Origin of the sequence: Bacillus sp. IS1, from assembly GCF_032461585.1 — a bacterium.
Taxonomy (GTDB): Bacteria; Bacillota; Bacilli; order Bacillales; family Bacillaceae; genus Bacillus; species Bacillus velezensis.
The window spans coordinates 90025-109982 of the sequence record NZ_JAWCWR010000007.1; the positions used below are offsets into that span (position 1 = coordinate 90025).

Annotated in this window: 18 protein-coding genes; 13 read left to right on the plus strand and 5 right to left on the minus strand. The window is 48.6% G+C overall.

The window, feature by feature from the left end:
* The first annotated feature begins 18 nt into the window (after positions 1-18).
* On the plus strand, positions 19-1146 hold the full coding sequence (locus RUW00_RS19690; RefSeq protein ID WP_280144829.1) for an aminotransferase class V-fold PLP-dependent enzyme: 1128 nt from the start codon (positions 19-21) through the stop codon (positions 1144-1146).
* A gap of 34 nt (positions 1147-1180) precedes the next feature.
* Here RUW00_RS19690 and lmr(B) read toward each other — a convergent pair whose 3' ends face one another.
* Positions 1181-2620, minus strand: a complete 1440-nt coding sequence (gene lmr(B), locus RUW00_RS19695) for a lincomycin efflux MFS transporter Lmr(B) (RefSeq protein ID WP_061861808.1) — start codon at positions 2618-2620, stop codon at positions 1181-1183.
* A 36-nt stretch (positions 2621-2656) separates the two neighbouring features.
* On the minus strand, positions 2657-3223 hold the full coding sequence (lmrA, locus tag RUW00_RS19700; protein ID WP_014416828.1) for a transcriptional regulator LmrA: 567 nt from the start codon (positions 3221-3223) through the stop codon (positions 2657-2659).
* Between the two features lie 177 nt (positions 3224-3400).
* Between lmrA and RUW00_RS19705 the strand changes: the two genes are divergently transcribed.
* From RUW00_RS19705 to RUW00_RS19720, 4 genes are all read left to right on the plus strand, one after another.
* Complete coding sequence (locus RUW00_RS19705) at positions 3401-4516, plus strand: type II asparaginase (protein WP_280144830.1); 1116 nt, start codon at positions 3401-3403, stop codon at positions 4514-4516.
* Between the two features lie 196 nt (positions 4517-4712).
* The gene (gene estA, locus RUW00_RS19710; protein ID WP_017419343.1) at positions 4713-5357 is read left to right on the plus strand and encodes a lipase EstA; all 645 of its coding nucleotides are present in this window, start codon (positions 4713-4715) and stop codon (positions 5355-5357) included.
* A gap of 137 nt (positions 5358-5494) precedes the next feature.
* On the plus strand, positions 5495-6565 hold the full coding sequence (locus tag RUW00_RS19715) for a helix-turn-helix domain-containing protein (RefSeq protein WP_095061498.1): 1071 nt from the start codon (positions 5495-5497) through the stop codon (positions 6563-6565).
* 128 nt (positions 6566-6693) lie between these two features.
* Positions 6694-7626, plus strand: a complete 933-nt coding sequence (locus RUW00_RS19720) for an aldo/keto reductase (RefSeq protein WP_039062535.1) — start codon at positions 6694-6696, stop codon at positions 7624-7626.
* Positions 7627-7669: 43 nt separating this feature from the next.
* Here RUW00_RS19720 and RUW00_RS19725 read toward each other — a convergent pair whose 3' ends face one another.
* Positions 7670-8665, minus strand: coding sequence for a DUF5105 domain-containing protein (locus RUW00_RS19725; protein WP_128496418.1), 996 nt, complete (start codon positions 8663-8665; stop codon positions 7670-7672).
* A gap of 122 nt (positions 8666-8787) precedes the next feature.
* Between RUW00_RS19725 and RUW00_RS19730 the strand changes: the two genes are divergently transcribed.
* Positions 8788-10188, plus strand: a complete 1401-nt coding sequence (locus RUW00_RS19730; RefSeq protein ID WP_280145426.1) for a YcdB/YcdC domain-containing protein — start codon at positions 8788-8790, stop codon at positions 10186-10188.
* 200 nt (positions 10189-10388) lie between these two features.
* Positions 10389-11747, plus strand: coding sequence for a YcdB/YcdC domain-containing protein (locus tag RUW00_RS19735; RefSeq protein WP_095273275.1), 1359 nt, complete (start codon positions 10389-10391; stop codon positions 11745-11747).
* Here RUW00_RS19735 and cwlK read toward each other — a convergent pair.
* Positions 11744-12247 carry a peptidoglycan L-alanyl-D-glutamate endopeptidase CwlK gene (gene cwlK / locus RUW00_RS19740; RefSeq protein ID WP_061861816.1) on the minus strand — a complete coding sequence of 168 codons (504 nt, stop codon included), beginning with the start codon at positions 12245-12247 and terminating at the stop codon, positions 11744-11746. The two genes, RUW00_RS19735 and cwlK, sit on opposite strands and share 4 nt — an antisense overlap.
* A gap of 109 nt (positions 12248-12356) precedes the next feature.
* Here cwlK and RUW00_RS19745 point away from each other — a divergent pair, with 109 nt between their 5' ends.
* From RUW00_RS19745 to RUW00_RS19770, 6 genes are all read left to right on the plus strand, one after another.
* Complete coding sequence (locus RUW00_RS19745) at positions 12357-13478, plus strand: response regulator aspartate phosphatase (protein ID WP_014416837.1); 1122 nt, start codon at positions 12357-12359, stop codon at positions 13476-13478.
* 115 nt (positions 13479-13593) lie between these two features.
* Positions 13594-14373: a glucose 1-dehydrogenase gene (locus tag RUW00_RS19750; RefSeq protein WP_021495285.1), complete on the plus strand. Its 780-nt coding sequence runs from the start codon at positions 13594-13596 to the stop codon at positions 14371-14373.
* Positions 14374-14454: 81 nt separating this feature from the next.
* Positions 14455-16134 (plus strand): glycoside hydrolase family 13 protein, encoded by a 1680-nt coding sequence (locus RUW00_RS19755; protein ID WP_280144831.1) that lies wholly within the window; start codon positions 14455-14457, stop codon positions 16132-16134.
* 185 nt (positions 16135-16319) lie between these two features.
* Positions 16320-17279, plus strand: a complete 960-nt coding sequence (locus RUW00_RS19760) for a metal ABC transporter substrate-binding protein (protein WP_280144832.1) — start codon at positions 16320-16322, stop codon at positions 17277-17279.
* 54 nt (positions 17280-17333) lie between these two features.
* Positions 17334-18029 carry a metal ABC transporter ATP-binding protein gene (locus RUW00_RS19765; RefSeq protein ID WP_003156655.1) on the plus strand — a complete coding sequence of 232 codons (696 nt, stop codon included), beginning with the start codon at positions 17334-17336 and terminating at the stop codon, positions 18027-18029.
* Positions 17987-18826, plus strand: coding sequence for a metal ABC transporter permease (locus tag RUW00_RS19770; RefSeq protein WP_007409044.1), 840 nt, complete (start codon positions 17987-17989; stop codon positions 18824-18826). The genes RUW00_RS19765 and RUW00_RS19770 overlap by 43 nt, the downstream gene beginning before the upstream one ends.
* A gap of 44 nt (positions 18827-18870) precedes the next feature.
* Here RUW00_RS19770 and RUW00_RS19775 read toward each other — a convergent pair whose 3' ends face one another.
* A complete protein-coding gene (locus tag RUW00_RS19775; RefSeq protein WP_061861820.1) occupies positions 18871-19866 on the minus strand; it encodes an LLM class flavin-dependent oxidoreductase in 996 nt (331 codons plus the stop codon).
* Positions 19867-19958 lie beyond the last annotated feature (92 nt).

Here is a 19958-nt window from a genome sequence, read left to right on the forward strand (position 1 = left end):
CGAAGGGGGAAACATGTCTTGAATTCGCCTCTGATGCAATACCGATCTTTATTTCCGGCGCTCCGCACACATACGATGCTCGCCAGCTGCTCTCAAAGCGCTCTTGCCCTGCCGGTTTCAAAAGCGATCAATGACTATCAGGAAAGCCTGCTTCAGCATGGCGGAAACTGGGAAGAAGCCATTGGACGAACGGAGCAGGCAAGGTGTGAATTTGCGAAATTGATCGGCGCCCATCCTGAAGAAATCGCCGTTTTACCTTCAGTAACGGCTGCTGTCTCGGCCGTCGTTTCTGCTTTACCGGATTGCCGAAAGAAACAGGCGGTGTATACGGAATTGGATTTTCCGGCGATCGCCCACATTTTGAAGGCACAGACTGAGATGGAGCTTTCAGTTGTGCCGTCTGAAGATGGAATGATCCCGTTAGAGCGGTATGAGACATACATATCGGAGCAGACGCTTTTCACCTGTGTGCCCCATGTGTCATATACGTCCGGTTTTGTCCAGGATATGAAGCGCATTGCCGAGATATCCGCAAAGAAGGGATCGCTTCTTTTTGTCGATGCTTATCAATCGGCGGGGCACATCCCGATTGATGTAAAAGAATGGGGAGTTGATATGCTGGCCGCGGGTGCGAGAAAGTATATGCTCGGCATACCGGGAACGGCGTTTCTTTATGTCAGAAAGGAACTTGCCGAACGGCTGAAGCCGAAAGTCACCGGGTGGTTCGGGCAGCAGCGGGCGTCGATGCTGGATTTAACCCGTTTTTCTTATGCGGACGGAGCCAAACGCTTTGAGACCGGAACCCCGGCATTTATCAGCATATATGCGGCACAGGCGGCTTTATCTCTAGTAAACGATGCCGGCACAGACCGCATTCATCAAGAAGTAAAAAAACTCAGCGCATTTGCGTATGAATACGCTTCTGAAAAAGGACTGAATCTCACAGGGCCGCCGTCTGCCGATGACAGACCCGGCATGATTTCCATACGGGATGAAAAAGCGGCGGAAACGGCTGCGCTGTTGAGGCGGAAAAACATCGTATGCGCACCCAGCAGACAAATCATCCGGCTGGCGCCTCATTTCTATAACACGGCCGATGATCTGATCTATGCGATTGATGAACTGGCTGAAGCGCGCGGTATATAAAAAACAGCAGACTCACGGGGAGCCTGCTGTTTTCTTATGAGTGATTCACTTTGACCCGTTTCATAAAGAAAGCGCTGATCAAACCGATAACGGCGACAATCATCGCGAAGATAAAGGCGTGCTGAACGCCCGCAATCAGCGCGTGAGAGTATGCGGAAGGATCATTCGGGTTTTTCACGGTGCTCATATAATTCTTCTGCCCGGCTGCCATGATGCTGACCGCCACCGCAGTGCCGATTGCGCCGGCCATCTGCTGGAGCGTATTCATAATGGCCGTTCCGTCCGGATAAAATTCCGGCGGCAGCTGGTTTAAGCCATTCGTTTGCGCCGGCATCATGATCATGGAAATGCCGATCATCAGGCATGTGTGGAGCACGACGATGAGAATGGCCGTTGAAGCGCCGGTAATGTTTGAGAAAAACCAAAGTACGGCGGCCGTGATGACAAACCCGGGAATGACAAGCCACTTCGGTCCGTATTTATCAAACAGGCGCCCCGTCACCGGAGACATAAAGCCGTTTAAAATACCGCCCGGCAGCAGGATGAGCCCGGACGTAAACGCCGTCAGCATCAGTCCGCTTTGTAAATACATTGGCAATAGAAGCATTGTCGATAAAATAACCATCATACAGATAAATACAATCACGACACCGAGAATAAACATCGGATAGCGGAAAGCGCGCAGATTCATCATCGGCTGTTTCATTGTCAGCTGCCTGATGGAAAATAAGATGAGCGCGATCGCACCGACAGTGAGCGAACCGATAACCGTCGGGCTTGACCAGCCGTCTGATCCTTCGCCGGCATTGCTGAATCCGAATACGATGCCGCCAAACCCGATCGTAGACAGAATAATGGAAAGCACGTCAATTTTCGGTTTTGTAATGTCAGACACGTTCTGCATGTAGGCGATGCCGAATAAAAGAGCCAACACAAGAAACGGCAGGGAAATCCAGAAAATCCAATGCCAGTTCAAATGCTCTAACACAAGCCCTGAAAACGTCGGACCGATCGCAGGAGCGAACATGATGACAAGCCCGATCGTCCCCATCGCCGCTCCGCGCTTATGCGGCGGGAAGATGACGAGGATTGTATTAAACATCAGCGGCAGCAGCAGCCCGGTTCCTAAAGCCTGCACGATTCTTGCCGCCAAAAGAAACGGAAAGCTCGGCGCAAGCGCTGCAATCAGCGTGCCGATAATGGAAAAAGCGAGTGAAACGATAAACAGCTGTCTCGTCGTAAACCATTGCAAAAGCAGACCCGATACCGGGACAAGAATACCGAGAACGAGCAGATAGCCCGTCGTCAGCCACTGGACGGTCGCAGGAGTGATATGTAACTCCTTCATCAGGTCAGTCAGGGCGATATTCAGCGCCGTTTCACTGAACATGCCGATAAACCCTGCCGTCAGTAAAGAAATCATAATCGGCATGACTTTATATTGTTTGGAAGGCTGAGCGTTTTCCAAAATCATTCTCCTCTCTTTCTATACGTACATGTCTCTCGTATTTTATGTCTTCAGCAGGTTCGGGATTTGTTTAGAAATATGGAGGATCGGCATTTTGTCTTTTTTGGCTAAGGACACAATGATGCCGCCTTCTATCATGGCATTTAAAACAGTGCTGATTTCCGCCGCTTTCTCATCAGAAAAACCGGCTGATCTCAATTTGCCCGCGAACAGATTCTCCCATTCCTGATAAGCGCATTGACAGGCCTGCCGGAGCTTTTCGCTCTTTAAAGCCGTCTCGGCAGCCAGTAAACCGACAGGAAACCCTTCAAAGTTCTCCGGACATGTGAATTGGCTTGATAAGTCCTGTAAAAACGCTTGAATGCTTTCCGCAGGATCAGGATGGGCATCAAGGCTTTCTTTTATTTTCATACGGATATAATGGCTCATTTCATTGACAGCCTCAATGGCGAGCTGCTCTTTGCCGTCCGGAAAATGATAGTAAAGAGAACCTTTCGGCGCACCGCTTTCTTTAATAATCTGATTCAGCCCCGTGCCGTAATACCCCTGAAGCTGAAACAGCCTGGTTGCCGCGGCGAGGATTTTTTCACGAGAATCTCCATAGCTCATAATGTTCCCACCTTACTGATTTTTGACAAATTTAAAATATAGTGACTGGTCTATTATCTTGATTTCGCATGACGGTGTCAAGGTTTTTTAACGGTTATTTTCTTCGGGAGGTTGCCTGACAAGCGCGTTGACCGGTGAGAGGAAAATCTTCATAAATAAAGAAAAGGAGAGAAAAGAATGAAAAAACAATTCATGCCCTTCATTACATTTATCACGGCTCTGCTCTTCATCGCGGCCGGCTGCTCCCAATCTCCTCAAGCGAAAGAAACACCGCCCGGGATGGCAGCCGCAGCCCCAGCGAAAAAAGACGGACTTCCGAATATTAAAATTCTTGCCGCCGGCGGCACAATTGCAGGCGCTGCTCCTTCAAAGACGTCCGCTACGGAGTACACGGCGGGGGCAATCGGAGTTGATGCCCTGATTCAGGCCGTTCCGGAGATAAAAGAGGTCGCGCATGTGAGCGGAGAACAGGTTGTGAATATCGGCAGCCAGAATATGAATAACGAGACACTGCTGAAACTTGCAAAACGGGTAAACAAGCTGCTCAAGTCTGATGATACAGACGGCATTGTCATTACACATGGAACAGACACACTTGAGGAAACCGCCTACTTTCTCAATCTGACGGTCAAAAGTGACAAGTCCGTTGTTGTCGCCGGGTCAATGAGGCCGTCCACGGCGCTCGGAGCGGACGGGCCGTCCAACTTATATAACGCAGTAAAAACAGCGGCTGCGCCTGATGCGAAAGGCAAGGGGACGCTTGTCGTATTAAATGACAGAATCGCTTCGGCGCGCTATGTGACAAAAACCAATACAACCGCGGCCGACACATTCAAATCGGAAGAAATGGGTTATATCGGAACAATTGCTGATGACGTCTATTTTAATAACATCATGACCCGAAAGCATACGAAGGATACAGATTTCAAGATAGATAAACTTGATAAACTGCCGCAGGTTGATATTATATACGGCTATCAAAATGACGGAAGCTATCTCTTTGAAGCCGCCGTAAAATCAGGAGCGCAAGGCATTATTTTTGCAGGCCCGGGAAACGGCTCAATGTCTGATGAGGCCCAAAAAGGCGCCGTAAAGTCGGTCAAAAGCGGGCTGGCGGTCGTCCGCTCCACAAGGACGGGAAACGGAACGGTAACACCTAATCGAGAGTATGAAAAAGACCATTTGACAGCTTCAAACTCTCTCAACCCTCAAAAAGCGCGGATTCTTCTGATGCTTTCGCTGACAAAAACGCATGACCCTAAGCGGATTCAAACCTATTTCAATGAGTACTAGGAGGAGAGAACCGGGTGTTCTCTCCTTTTTTGGTATGCCGTATTAAAGCATAAGCGTGCTTTCGGGAAAGGGGCGTCTTTCTCATTTTTCCGCTCTTTTTTAAATTGTTGAAAACAGTAAAAAATACACTATTTTTTCCTTTTCTCCTCTAATAGAATGAAAACTGCAAAAATATTACATAGCAGGAGGAAAGTTCATGAAACATATAAAAAGCAAAATCCTAGTCATCCTTACAGTTTGTATGCTGTCCGTCATTTCCGTATTTGCCTTCCAGCCGACCGTATCGAAAGCCTCCTCAGGGCATAACCCTGTTGTCATGGTCCACGGAATCGGCGGGGCGTCCTTTAACTTCGCGGGAATCAAAACATACTTGGCATCCCAAGGCTGGTCAAGAAAAGAGATGTACGCCATTGATTTCTTAGACAAAACCGGAAACAACAGACACAATGCGCCGAGACTGTCCAATTACGTGAAAAAAGTGCTCAGCGAAACAGGTGCGAGTAAAGTCGATATCGTCGCGCACAGCATGGGGGGCGCCAACACGCTCTATTACATAAAAAATCTTGACGGCGGAGACAAAATCGCAAACGTCGTAACACTGGGCGGAGCGAACGGCCTTGTGACCAACCGGGCGCTTCCGGGGACTGATCCGAACCAAAAGATTTTATATACATCGATTTACAGCTCAGCGGACTTAATCGTCATGAACCCGCTGTCACGGCTGATCGGCGGGAAAAACGTGCAGATTCACGGTGTCGGACACATCGGACTTTTGATGAACAGCCAAGTAAACGGGCTGATTAAAGAAGGTCTGAACGGCGGCGGACAAAATACAAATTAACAGTTTCAAAGCCCCGGAGAATGAGAATATCCCGGGGTCTTTTTTTTCTTCCATATTCTTTTTTCGCCGTAAACCAAGCCCTCTGAAGTTATTTTTGTTAAAATAATAAAGTTATATCAGAATTCGGAGGGTTTATTGTGGGAAAAGTGAAAAGAAATGCCCCTTGCCCATGCGGCAGCGGGAAGAAATATAAAAAATGCTGCGGAAGCAAAGAAGCTGCCATTCCGGCAGACATCGCGGCAAAAGAAGCGAAACAGATTCAGGAAAGCCTAATGGAGTACGCCTTTACAGCACATAGAGACGGCATATCATCATTTATTAACCAGCACGCGTTCATTACGGAGCTGGACAGACAGACAAAAGACATCGGAGTCTTCAACCTCGGTATCTGGGGAATTTTCTTCCGTCCGCTGGCAGGCGGCAAGACGATTTTTGAAGAATATCTTCAGAAAAAAGCCGGCGGCATCAACCGCCCGAAAACACGGGAAATCGTTGAATCATGGACAAGCATGACACCTGCCGTTATGGTGCTTGAAGATGTGAAAGAAGGAATGATTCACTTTGAAGATGTGATGACGAAGAAACAATTCAAAGTGGAAATGGACGTCAGCCAGCAGGATCTTCCGCCGGCGGGAAGCCTGATTCTCGGCTATCCGATCCACGAAGCGGAAAAAGCGGAGTTCTTCATGCAATTTACGATCTTCCCTGTGAAGCGGACCGAAGCTCTAATCAGCAAAGTGAAAAAGGCGGCGGCCCCGGCCCTTGCGGAAGGAAAATCGCCTGAGCGCTTTATGCAGGAAAACTTCGACACTGTGCTGGCCGCTCTTTTAACAACGGCGGAAGAGCCTGAGCAGGCTGCTGAAGAAAAACAGACAGAGTGGGCCAACGACATGGAGAAGGAAACGGCAGACGCCATTGAAAAAGGCCTGAGCGGGGATGAATACCCGGCTGAGCTGGTTCCGGCCGTGATTGATCTGTGGAAAACGTTCTGTGTCAAAAAAACACCGACGATCAGAAAGCCTGAAGCTTTCGCAGCGGCGGTCGAATATTACGTGAACAGCATTTCTCTGAACGGCGCGTCCGTTTCTCAAGCCAAGCTGGCGAAGAAGTACGGCGTCAGCGCCTCAACGATTTCCAGCCGCTATAAGGAAATCGAGGGTGCTCTCACGGATGAAGCCGAACGCTTCGCCGCAGCTCTGACATCTTAATACACAGCAAAAAACCTTGAAGGGCAAACGCTTTTCAAGGTTTTTTCTATAGATAGGCTCTCAGGCAGGATAATTCTTACCGGTTATCTAATACTAAACAGAGCGATAAAAGGAAGGGAGCCTGAGCCATGGATGAGACACGTACGCTGGGCAGGACGGATTTACGGGTAAAGCGTATCGGCTTTGGCGCTAATGCGGTCGGAGGACATAATCTGTTTCCAAATCTTAATGATGAAACGGGAAAAGAACTCATCCGCACAGCGCTGGACGGCGGCGTCAATTTTATTGATACGGCGTTTATATACGGTTTGGGGCGTTCCGAAGAGTTAATCGGTGAAGTTGTCGCAGAGCGCGGTGTGCGGGACAGCCTCGTGATTGCGTCAAAAGGCGCGCACAAAGAGGTCAACGGACAGATCGAGCTGGACAACAGCCGTGAATTTCTCCGGAGTGAGGCGGAAAACAGCCTGAAGCGGCTGAAAACAGACGTGATTGATTTGTATTACGTCCACTTCCCTGACGGCAAAACACCGCTCTCCGAAGTGGCGGGCACGTTAAAAGAACTGAAGGACGAAGGGAAAATCAGAGCAATCGGCGCGTCCAATCTCAGCTTCCGGCAATTGCAGGAGTTTAACGCCGACGGCTATTTAGAGGTTTTTCAATCGGAATATTCACTGATTCAGCGTGAGGCGGAGCACGATCTGCTGCCTTATTGTGAAAAGAACGGCATTTCCTTTATTCCTTATTTTCCGCTTGCTTCCGGCTTGCTGACGGGAAAGTTTACAAAAGACACAGTCTTTGAGGACAGCCGAAAGAACAGGCCGCCGTTTCAGGGAGAAGCTTTTCACCAAAATCTGGAGCGAGTGGATAAGCTTCGGGCCGTTGCGGAGGAAAAAGGGGCGCAGACAGCGCATATCGCACTCGCATGGCTTCTGTCGCAGCCGGCGGTGGATGCGATCATTCCCGGAGCCAAGCGCCCCGACCAGCTGAAACACAATCTGGACGCGCTTCATGTGCAGTTAACCGAGGATGAGGTTCAATATATCAGTGACATCTTTAAGTGAAAATAAAAAAAGGAAATAGCCTGCGCTATTTCCTTTCTTGTTGTCAGGACGTTTTCAAAAACGCTTCTGTCAATCCTTCCAGATCGGCGTCTGTATCCAGATACCACTGGCCGCGGGCGTTTTTCTTCATCTCGATTTCTCTTGTAACGGAAGAAGAAGCCGGTTTCAGGCGCATAAACTCTTCCGGATAGACAGAAAGCAGGTGGCTGACAATTTCGTTTTCATCAGCATCAGGGTGCTTTCCGGCATAGTCTTGCACGCGGTCTTGCAGCTGCCCCGCAAGCGGAGACATATCAAGCGGCGTCACTTTTGCTTCAAGGACGGCTTTTTTGCCTGACATGGATTTGGTATGCACCTTGAGCTCTGTGTTATCCCGAAGCGCTGATGACATGGCGTCAATAATAGCGGTAATGGCTTTTGAATCCGCCTGTTCTTGTGAAATGCCTGCTGAGGTGATAAAGCTGGCTTTCGCCGATTCCTGATATGCGGCGGCCGTCATTTTTTCATTTACACCGGTCAGGCGGGTGAAATCTTTATTGTGCTTGCCGTACAGCATCACATCAATGTATGCGGATAATGCGTCCGCCGGGTCAGGTTTTGCGTTTGAGGCTGTGCCTTTGACTTTCAGTTTATAAGATAAAGGCTTCGCGTCTTTTGCCTGCGGCTGATATACCAATTCATAGGATTTGCCTTCGTCAGCCGTGAAGTACAGATTGCCCGTCACTGTCTTACCCGCATGAAGCGTGCCGCTCTGCAACAAGTCTTCCTTATCGGCCTTGGCTGTTTTCGCGTCATCCTGATAAAGCGAGAAGTCGCTGCTTTTGACGGTAAGCGGGTCTTTGCCCGTATTTTTGACGGTGACCGTTACTTTCAGCGCGGCCGGATGTTCAGTATCGTCGGAAGCGGCCCATGCCGTATCTTTTATTTTCACTTTCGCCGTGCTGCTTTCCTGGCCGCCGCTCGTTTCGCTGCTGCATGCGGCGGTAAATGCCGTGAGAAGCAGAATGAAAAACACGGCGCTCATTTTTTTGATGGACATCTGGTTTACCCCCTGTTGTTATTAATTCGATAGTCATGAAGATGGACAGGTTAATTATACTAGTTTTGTATAAAAGAGTCTTGGTAATCATCAATCTTTTTGGAAGAAAAGGAAGTGTTATGATGAAAAAAGAAGAATTAAAACAGCTCGCTCTCCGGATCGGTAACGTACCTGCCCGCTATGAGAGTAATGTGGAAGAATACCAGGAAGATGAGGTTCTGTTTTGGTGGGAAGATAAGAATGATCCGGAAGCCGGCATCATGGTCGAATTAGACCGGGACGGAAAACTGAAATACTTATCCCGTCCGGCTTTCCGGACTGATCTGCCGGCTCTTTCGGAATCGGACATAGAAAAACGGATGCGGGCGTTTTTAGAAACCCATCGTCCTGGGGCATTGGCTGAGTTCGAATTGGAAAACAGCGGCTCCGCCAATGATGGTGATGTGAGATATTCCTATGTTCAGATGGCTGACGGTCTGCCGCTTCCGCTGACCGGGTTTTACATCGACCTGTCTTTGACAGGGGAAGTAACCGGCTTTTCTTACCAAGGGAAGGCCGATGATCTTGTAAGGCCCGGGACAATTGCGGACAAGCGGGAAGCATTGGCTCACTTTGCCAAACATATTGAAGCAGAGCTGTTGTTCACCGTACTGCATCAGTCCGTCTATGTGCAGGGGGATGACAAGCCCCATCTCGTCTATGAAATCGTGTCTCCGACGCGGCCGATATCGGCCGACCTGAAGGAAGAGAATGCAGAAATAGACGAATATGAAGAGCTGGAAGACGACACGCTGCCGTATGTCCCGATTTCACGCCCTGCACCTGAAGCGGAAAAGATGAGCATCAATGACATGATCGGGCTGCATGACGGTTTTTATAAAGAGAGGGAAACTGATCTTGGAGACGGCCGCATCGGCATTGCCTGGCGTCCTGAAAAAACAAAATCCGTACGGGAAGATAAAAGCTTAGAAAGTCTGTTCAAAGAGCGGAGTGAACACGTATTGAAAACAATGCATGATAAAGAATCGGGCCGGCTCACCGGGGTGATGTCATTTATAAAAGTTGAAGGCGAACCGGTGTTTTCCGAGGAAGAATGCCATCACACGGCCATCCGCTTTTTATTCGCCATGTTTCCGGAAGCGGATCAGTATTTCCGGGTTCAATATGATGAGCCGGATGATGAAGGAGAAAACGTGGGACTTACATATAAGGCTTGTTCGGGCGGCGTTGATTTGCGATTCGGAGAGGGGAGAATCTGTGTCAGCAAAAAGACGGGTCTTGTCACTTTTTATATGCCGCCGGAAATTGATCCGAAAGAGCTCCAGGAAATCGATCCCGTTCCTTCATTGACAATGGAAGAGGCGAAGGATGCGATCCGCCGGGCCATCAAAGCAGAGCTCGCTTGGGATCGTTGTTACGATGACGACAGCTCCGGGAAAGTGTACAGGCTCGTATACAAACCGGTTTTCCCGCGGTTTATTGAGGCTCATACGGGAGAAGTGATTACGAGTTTAATAGGCTGAAGGTCATGGGCGTTCGTCCCGGGGCTTTCAGAGGGAATGTGACATTTGTATGAAAAAGTGCCGCTCTGAATACGGCTCTTTTCCCTCTTTGCTAAAAATAGACACATAAAAGGCACTTTCTTCCCTTTAAAAGGATAAGGGCGTTTTTATATAATAAAAAACAGTTCTTTTTTATACACTCTTCTGAAAGGATGACCCCATTGCTGAAAGAACATCTGAGAAAAAAAGCGCTGGAAATCGGGAACATACCGCCGCACTATGAGCTTGAAATAGAAGATTATGATGAAAAACAAAAAACGAAAGCCTATTATATATGGAAAGATCGTAACCAGCCGGATAAAACGGTCACGATTGAGCTGGGCGACGACGGATCTTTGCTTACTTATTCACGCAACGACTGTCCGAGTTCAGACATACAGCTGTCAGAAGCCGAATTAAAGCTGACGGCTCTTCGGTTTGCGGCGAGACACCGCCCGCTTACTTTTATGAATTTCATCTTTCAGGCGAGGGAAGAACGCAATGGGTGCATCCGATTTATCTATACAAAAAAAGTGCTCGGCCGGCCGCTTCCCGATTCAGGTTTTTTCGTTGATGTAACCAGGAGCGGCTTCGTCGTGCAGTTTATCTATTACGGGGATAAGGGTGAAGCGCCCGTTCCGGAAACATTCGTCGATCGGGAAAAAGTCGTCTCGCATTATATGAGTGTGCTGACATTCAGTCTCGTCTATGATGTGGTCAATTTTGAGAAAATACCGCGTCTCGTCTATGAACCGATTCTGCCGGCTTACAGCTATCCGGCCGGTGAAGATGATATCGTGCCGGATCAGCAGCTTTGCGAAGACAGGAATGAGCCGGCAAAACCGCTTCCCGCGTTTGAACATAAACGGGAAATCAGCCTGGATGAATTAATGGGGTTTACCGCGGATATGGTTCAAACGCGCCGGCGCGATCTCGGGGATGAGATCGGAACGACATGGCGGAAAGGGTCGGTTCCGGAACGGAAAGATTTGAGTATCGAAAGCTATTTTGAAAGCAGCAACAAAAATACAATGAAGATGAAAACGGACAAAAAGACAGGGAAAATGACAGCCTTTAAATCTTTTATTGAGCATCAGGGCCCGGCCTTTTATTCTGCGGAAGAGTGTGAGGCCGTCGCGCTTCAATTTTTATACAAGCTTTATCCGAGAGCGGACGAGTTTTTTAAAATGAACCCGGTGAAAACGGACGGAAGGGGCAGGTTCCGCTTCCATTTTTCCATATGGCATCAGGATATTCCGCTGCGGTTCGGCGCTGCGAGAATACTTGTCAGTCCCGTAACGGGGCTTGTGGAAGCTTACATGGCGCCTGACATTGACCCGGAGCAGCTGGAGAAGATCAATCCGGTGCCGGCCGTTACTCCCGAAGAAGCAAAGGCCGCTTTTTTATCCGATTTCCATCTGCGGCTGGAGTGGCAGCGCGATTTTACGCCGTCCGGCAATGAAGGATATAAGCTTGTGTACAGGCCTGTCTATCCTCCGTACATTGATGCGCAAAAGCGAAAAAAGAAAAGGTTTTATTAGCCAGGGATCATTTGTAAATGAGGATAATCTTTAAAGCCTCTCCAATCGCCTCCCCAATCAAAACCGAGCGTTTTGGCAATCGATACGACCTCAAGCCAATCGGGCGTGCCGTTTCGGTTTCCGTCGTACGTCATATCCCAAATCAGGCTTCCATCCTTTTTTTGCAGGGCGAAGTCGATCGCAAGGCCGTAATTGTGGTAAGATTCCCCGCCTTTTGCGTAGGTGACGATATTTCCTTTTTTTGAACGTCCTTGACGGTACAATTCGTTTTGTTCCTCAATTGATCTGAAACCCTCTGTGATAACGACGGTGATGCCTTTTTTCAGAGCGGCCGTCTGCAATAGCTCCGCATTCTGTTTCACGAGCGGATGAAGAGCGCTTGGAATGGCTCTGTCTTGTAATGCCGTCTGCGGCCTCAATTCTTTCTGCACATAGGAAAAACATAGGTCTGCGGAAAAGAAGAGGATCAAAAGCAGCGCAATTCTGACTGATAGTTTCATGGTGAATTCTCTCTTTCTTTAATTGGTTAAAATCTTTGTTTGCTCACTGCCATAAATTTGCTATGATAAAATATAACATAATTAGTAGCCGGAGGAAGGAGGCAAATCTATGAAATCCAAGATTCCATCTGAAGAAGTGGCCGTAAAGATGAATGAATGGTATAAGCTGATCCGCGCGTTTGAAGCCGATAAAGCTGAAGCGCTGAAGCGGGAGATTCAATTTGAACTCGAAGATATGGAAGAGAACCAGGATTTATTGTTGTATTTTTCATTGATGGAATTTCGGCACCGCATCATGCTGGATAAATTAAAACCCATGAAAGACGGCGACTGCCAGCCTCCGTTCTCTGAAATGCTCACTGAGATTGAGATGAACCAGCAAAAGCTGACCGGCTTACTGGAATATTATTTTTACTATTTCAGGGGAATGTATGAATTTAAGCAGAAAAACTTCATCTCAGCGATTTCTCATTATAAGCGGGCTGAGGAAAAGCTTGAATATGTGGAAGATGACATAGAGAAAGCCGAGTTTTTGTATAAAATTTCTGAGGTGTACTATCATATCAAGCAGACTTTCTTTTCGATGAATTACGCGGGACAGGCGCTTGATATTTACAAGAAATATGAATTATACGGAATGAGAAGGGTGCAGTGCAAATTTATCATTGCCGGAAATCTGATGGACGCCCAGCAGCATAAAAAAGCGCTGGAATACCTCGAATGCGCCTTGGAGCACGCGGAGCGGCTTGATGATCAATATATGATTGCTGCGGCCTATTATAATATCGGGCACTGTATGTACAGTCTGGGTGACTTTTGCAAAGCGGCGGAGGATTTTGAACGGGCGGCCGCCGGATTTGAAGCACACAGCTTCCGGCAGGTCATCCAGGCTGTTTTTTCACTCACGCATATCTACTTTAAAACGGAAAAATACAGTGAAGCCGCCGCCAGCTGCGCGCGGGGCATGAGAAGCGCGGCGGAATGGGAAGATGAGATCTATCTGACGAAATTCCGTCTGATTAAAGAGCTTTATCAGGGGGAAGGCGGACAGGATTCGCTCAAAGAGTATTTTGACATTCTGGAATCAAAAGAGCTGTTGGCTGACACAGAGGAACTGCTTCAGGACGCGGCTCATTTCTTTCATCAACGGGAGAACTACAAAGCGGCATCTTATTTTTTCAGCAGGCTTGTCGGCGTTCAAAAAAGGCTGCAAATGAACAACTACGCATAATGAAAAAAAGAACGAGGGAGCTTCGGTTTCATCGTTCTTTTTATGATCTCTTTTGTTTTCAGCCGATCAAAACCGGGTACATGCTCTGTATTAACATCAGGGAGGAAAAGAGACAATGTATCAGGATTTACAGGGAAAAACAGCAATCGTAACAGGTTCTTCGAAAGGAATCGGAAAGGCCATTGCCGAACGCTTCGGCAAGGAGCGGATGAATGTGGTTGTGAACTACCTCGGTGATTCCGCCGGAGCGGAAGAAGCGGCGGACATCATTGAGAAAGCGGGAGGCCGAGCCGTCACCGTAAAAGCCGATGTATCCTCAGAAGAAGGGATTCAGGCGCTGTTTCATGCCGCGCAGGAGCATTTCGGGGGTGTGGACGTGATGGTCAACAATTCGGGCTTTAACGGAGCCGAAGCGATGCCCCATGAAATGAGCCTGGAGGATTGGCAAAGGGTCATCGACGTCAACGTGACCGGCACCTTTTTGGGGGCGAAAGCGGCACTGAAACATATGCTCGAGCGCGGCAAAAAAGGAACGGTCTTAAACATATCGAGCGTTCATCAGCAAATACCCCGCCCTGAAAACGTGCAGTACTCGGCATCCAAAGGCGGAATCAAAATGATGACGGAAACGATGGCGCTCAATTACGCAGACAAAGGCATCCGGGTGAATGCCATCGCTCCCGGCACGATCGCCACGGAGTCCAATAAGGATCTGGAAGATGAAACACATAAACAGGCCCAGCTGAAAAAAATTCCGATGAACGCCTTCGGAAAACCGGAAGAAGTCGCCGCGGCCGCCGCATGGATGGTGTCGGAAGAAGCGAGTTACGTGACCGGAACGACACTTTTCGTCGACGGAGGCATGACGCTTTATCCGTCTCAGCTGGACAGATAAAAGAGGGGGGAAACCTTCTCTTTTTTGTTTAGGGAAGGATCATAAAGGAAATGGTTCTCTAAAAAACAGGAGGGCCGCAAGATGGCGAATGACTGGTGGAAAGACGCCGTTGTCTATCAAATCTATCCGCGAAGCTTTCAAGATACGAACGGCGACGGCATAGGCGACCTGCGGGGGATTATCGCGCGTCTCGATTATATAAAAGAACTTGGCGCTGATGTGATATGGATCTGCCCGATTTACCCGTCGCCAAACGTTGATAACGGCTACGATGTGACGGATCATCAAGCGATTATGGAATCCTACGGAACGATGGAGGATTTTCACGATCTGCTTACAGAATGCCGCAGCCGCGGATTAAAGCTCGTGATGGATTTCGTCTTAAATCATACATCCACGGAGCATCCTTGGTTCAAAGAGGCGGAAATGAATCCGGACAGCAAATACCGCGATTATTATATTTGGCGGCCGGGCACCGCGGACGGCCCGCCGACCGATTGGGTGTCGGATTACGGACAATCCGTCTGGCAGTACGAAGAACATACGGGCGAATATTACCTGCATATGAACGCCGTCAAACAAGCCGATCTGAATTGGGAAAATCCCGAGGTTCGGCAATCAGTATACGAGATGATGAGATTTTGGCTCGATAAAGGCGTGGACGGATTGCGAATAGACCAGCTTCATCTTCTGTCAAAAAAAGAATATTTGCCGCCATATGAAGATTACATCGCCCGCCGGGCCGATCCGAAGCCTTTCCGGCCAAACGGGGCACGGATACATGATTACTTAAAAGAAATGACGAAAGAGGTATTTTCCAAATATGACGTGATGTCGGTCGGCGAGGCCGGATCAGTGACGCCTGAGGAAGGGCTGGTCTACACGGGAACCGATGAGCATGAACTGAATATGATTTTTCATTTTCAGCATATGGAGCTTGATCAAAAGCCGGGCCAAGAGCATTGGGATGTAAAACCGCTTGAGCTGTCCGATTTAAAGAAAGTGCTCACAGACTGGCAGGAAAAACTGGAACATCAAGGCTGGAATACGCTGTATTGGTGCAATCATGACCAGCCCCGGATCGTATCCCGTTTCGGAGACGAAGGCACATACCGCAAAGCATCCGCCAAAATGCTTGCCGCCCTGCTTTATTTCACGAAAGGCACGCCGTACATTTACCAGGGGGAAGAAATCGGCATGACAAACGCTCCGTTTGACAGAATAGAGGATTATCAAGATATTCAGACCGTCAATATGTATCACAAAAGGGTATTTGAAATGGGCCGCAACAGAGAAGAAGTCATGGCGTCCATTATGGCGAAAAGCCGGGATCATGCCCGTACACCGATGCAGTGGGACGGCAGCAAGAATGCCGGATTTACGGAGGGCGAACCGTGGCTCACGGTCAATCCCAATTACAAAACCGTCAATGCGGCCGAGGCTCAGGATGATCCCGATTCTATATTGAACTTTTACAAAAAACTGATCCGCCTGCGAAAACAGTATGCTGATATCATAAAAGGCAGCTACACGCTGCTGCTTCCTGATGACCCGCAGCTGTTTGTGTATGAAAGACAGGCAAACGGACAAAAACTCATGTCCATCAGCAACGTATCGAAAGAAGAGGCCGCCTTTTATTGGCCGGACGGCTCCGAACCTGAAAGGGCCGAGCTGCTTCTCAGCAACTATGAAAATGACGGCGGCGCGGAATCCCGCATCACATTCCGCCCTTATGAAACAAGAGTTTATCTGCTTGCCTGATATGTGATACGACGCCCCCGTCCATACATGGCGGGGGCTTTTTAGGTAAATCGGATATCAATTTAGAAAAAAATATCTTGCAAAACGTAATTACTTCGTTTTATTATGGTATAGGTAACAAATGAACGAGAAAGTACGCTTTGGAAATCGTCATCATTCTGATTTACAGAACAGGGGGAAACGGCTTGTTTAAAAAATGGAGCGGAATCATTGTCATTGCGGCATGCTTTTTAATCGCGGCGGGCTGCGGCAATTCATCTTCAAAAGGTTCGTCAGGTTCTTCGAAAAGCGGCAAACTGCACGTCGTGACGACCTTTTATCCTATGTACGAATTCACGAAACAAATTGTCAAAGACAAAGGCGATGTAGACATTCTCATCCCGTCTTCGGTCGAACCCCATGATTGGGAGCCGACGCCGAAGGATATCGCCGGCATTCAAAACGCCGATCTTTTCGTATACAACAGCGAATATATGGAGACATGGGTTCCTTCAGCGGAAAAAAGCATGAGCTCTGATCATGCGAAGTTTGTAAAGGCGTCAAAAGGAATTGACTTACTCGAAGGTTCGGATGAAGATGAAGAGGAACATGGACACGGCGGTCATGACCACAGCCACAGCATGGACCCTCACGTGTGGCTCAGCCCGGTTCTTGCGCAAAAAGAGGTCAAAACCATTACGGCGCAGATCGTAAAACAGGACCCGAAGAATAAAGCATACTATGAGAAAAATAGTAAAGAATATATTGCAAAACTGCAGGATCTTGATAAACTATACCGTACAACATTAAATAAAGCGGCGAAAAAAGAATTGATCACACAGCACGCGGCATTCAGCTATCTCGCCAAAGAATACGGCTTAAAACAAGTCGCGATTGCAGGCCTTTCTCCTGAAGAAGAGCCGAGTGCGGCCAAACTGGCGGATCTCAAAACGTTTGCCAAAAAGCATGATGTGAAGATCATCTACTTTGAAGAAGTTGCATCGCCTAAAGTTGCAGATACGCTTGCCGGTGAAATCGGCGCGAAAACGGAAGTGCTCAATACACTGGAAGGTTTAAGCCAAAAAGAAGGGGATAAAGGCATCGGTTATATCGACATTATGGAGAAAAACCTTGATGCACTGAAAGATTCGCTATTGGTTAAATAACATAGTGTGCGCCATGGGGTGCACACTATTTCTATGCGGGAAAGGAAGGTCAGCATGAATCTCGTTACATTACAAGATATCGTTTTTGGTTATTCGCATACACCCGTGCTTGACGGCGTGTCGCTGGAAATCAAAAGCGGCGAATTCGTCGGCATTACAGGACCGAACGGCGCGTCAAAATCGACGCTGATGAAAGTCATGCTCGGCATGCTCAGACCTTGGGAAGGAACGGCCGAGATCAGTAAAAAAAACGCAGCCGGAAAACGCCTGACAATCGGCTATGTTCCGCAACAGATTTCTTCATTTAACGCAGGATTCCCAAGCACTGTTCTGGAGCTTGTGCAATCAGGCCGTTATACGAAAGGAAAATGGTTTAAACGATTGAACGAAACGGATCACCACGAGGTGGAAAACGCGCTGAAGATGGTGGAAATGTGGGATTTCCGCCACCGGAAAATCGGCGATTTATCCGGCGGACAGAAACAGAAAATCTGCATTGCGAGAATGCTTGCGAGCAATCCGGATCTGCTGATGCTTGATGAGCCGACAACCGCGGTTGATTATGAAAGCAGACAGGGTTTCTACGAATTTATGCACCATCAGGTGAAAAATCACAACCGCACCGTCGTCATGGTGACACACGAACAAAACGAAGTACAGCAGTATCTGGATAAAGTCATACGGCTTGAAAGGGGGGAAAAAGGCGGATGGAAATGTTTGACTTGGAATTCATGCGACGAGCTTTTCTAGCGGGAAGCATGATCGGAATTATGGCGCCGATATTAGGCGTATATCTCGTGCTGAGAAGACAGGCGCTGATGGCGGATACGCTGTCTCATATTTCATTGTCGGGCGTGGCCATCGGTTTTTTTCTCAGTACCAATATTACGGCGGCGAGCATTGTTGTCGTCACGATCGGAGCGATCGGCATTGAATACATGCGGCGGGCGTACCGTACATATTCAGAGGTATCTATCGCAATCTTAATGGCGGCCGGGCTGTCGTTTGCGATGTTTCTGATCAGCCTGTCAAAAGGCGGCGCATCGATGAGCATCGATCAATATTTATTTGGATCGCTTGTCACGGTCAGTCAGCAGCAGGTCTATATTATCGGAGGCATTACCCTGCTGATTCTGCTTTATTTCATTATACTAAACAGACCGCTCTATCTGCTTACCTTTGACGAGGCGACGGCGAAGACATCAGGCATTAACACAAACCTCCTGTCAATGTCATTCAGCATCGTAACGGGGCTGGCGATTTCGGTCATTATTCCGATTATCGGCGTGCTGCTCGTTTCCGCGCTCCTCGTACTGCCCGCGGCTTTTGCAATCCGTATTGCCAAAGGGTTTAAATGGGTGTTTGCGGCGGCTATTATTATTTCTCTTTTCAGTGTGTTCATGGGGCTGACGTCTTCGTACCAGCTCGGAACGCCTCCTGGGCCGTCAATCACTTTACTGTTAATCATTCTGCTTCTGCTCGGGTTTACGCTGCAGGGGATTTGGAATGCGTTTAAAAAAGGAAAAGAACGAAAAAACCGCCGTTAAGCGGTGCAGCAGTCTCATCTGCTGCTCCGTTTGACGGCTTTTTTTTACAGAAATATATCAGCAAGACGCTCATATGACTCTTTTTTTGCTTCGAAATCAAAGACGTTGCACAGCACCATCATCTCTTTTGTCTGATACCGCTCGGAAAGTTCAAGCAGACGGCGTTTCACTGCGGCAGGAGAGCCGATCACCATCCGCTTCCTGTTTTCTTCTATCTGTTTACGATCCTCCGGCGAATACGGATAAGCCTTCGCTTCTTCCACACTCGGCACGCGGCTGTCGGCGCCTTTTCCGACACGAAGAAGCCATAAATCCTGGCTTAACGCGAGTTCTTCCGCTTTCTCATCCGTAGCCGCGCATATGACGAAAATGGCACAGAGCGAGGCGGGAGCGGAAAAATGGGCGGAGGCCCGGAAATGGTCCCGATAGATCTGAAAAGCTTTTTCCCCGCGTTCCGGATTAATGAAATGGCCGAAGACATAGCCCGCACCTTGAAGAGCGGCGCGTCTGGCGCTGTTTTCCCCGAGTCCGAGCACCCAAAGCTGCGGAGCTGTTTCAATCAAAGGCGCTGTTTTTATTCCTGCATAAGCATGGTTCGAGGGAATCGAATCTGTCAGAAAGGATGATAAATCCTCAAGCTGCCTGTTAAACTCGGTCATGCTTTTCTTTACCCCGTCTGTGAGGGCGAGCCGGATTTTCGTTGTGCCGCCCGGTGAGCGTCCGACCCCGAGGTCAATCCGGTTCGGATGCAGCGCCTCAAGCTGACGGAAAGTTTCTGCGACTTTATAGGGGCTGTACTGCGGCAGCAGCACGCCGCCTGATCCGACACGGATGGACGTTGTGGCTGCGGCGGTATGAGCGATCATAATTTCCGGCGAAACGCTTGCGAGCCCTCTTGTGCCGTGATGCTCGGCAAACCAGTACCGCTTATAGCCCCATCCTTCACTGAGGCGGGCGAGTTCCGCTGAATGGCGGAGCGTCTCGTGCGGCCCGTTTCCTTTGGATACGGGCGCCTGATCAAGTATGCTTAAATCAATCACTCGTCTGCCCCTTTCCTGACATGTATTGATACAAGGATAGGAAAAATGTTCAGTCCCCGTCAATTTCTTTGTTTTCTCTATTCTCTCCGGAA

Bases quoted from the DNA above. Each gene is read 5' to 3' on its own strand.
- RUW00_RS19705 (WP_280144830.1), top strand. From the start codon at position 3,401: ATGAAAAAACAATTCATGCCCTTCATTACATTTATCACGGCTCTGCTC.
- RUW00_RS19720 (WP_039062535.1), top strand. From the start codon at position 6,694: ATGGATGAGACACGTACGCTGGGCAGGACGGATTTACGGGTAAAGCGT.
- lmrA (WP_014416828.1), bottom strand. From the start codon at position 3,223: ATGAGCTATGGAGATTCTCGTGAAAAAATCCTCGCCGCGGCAACCAGG.
- RUW00_RS19770 (WP_007409044.1), top strand. From the start codon at position 17,987: ATGGAAATGTTTGACTTGGAATTCATGCGACGAGCTTTTCTAGCGGGA.
- RUW00_RS19745 (WP_014416837.1), top strand. From the start codon at position 12,357: ATGAAATCCAAGATTCCATCTGAAGAAGTGGCCGTAAAGATGAATGAA.
- RUW00_RS19730 (WP_280145426.1), top strand. From the start codon at position 8,788: ATGAAAAAAGAAGAATTAAAACAGCTCGCTCTCCGGATCGGTAACGTA.
- estA (WP_017419343.1), top strand. From the start codon at position 4,713: ATGAAACATATAAAAAGCAAAATCCTAGTCATCCTTACAGTTTGTATG.
- cwlK (WP_061861816.1), bottom strand. From the start codon at position 12,247: ATGAAACTATCAGTCAGAATTGCGCTGCTTTTGATCCTCTTCTTTTCC.
- RUW00_RS19765 (WP_003156655.1), top strand. From the start codon at position 17,334: ATGAATCTCGTTACATTACAAGATATCGTTTTTGGTTATTCGCATACA.
- RUW00_RS19755 (WP_280144831.1), top strand. From the start codon at position 14,455: ATGGCGAATGACTGGTGGAAAGACGCCGTTGTCTATCAAATCTATCCG.
- RUW00_RS19725 (WP_128496418.1), bottom strand. From the start codon at position 8,665: ATGTCCATCAAAAAAATGAGCGCCGTGTTTTTCATTCTGCTTCTCACG.
- RUW00_RS19750 (WP_021495285.1), top strand. From the start codon at position 13,594: ATGTATCAGGATTTACAGGGAAAAACAGCAATCGTAACAGGTTCTTCG.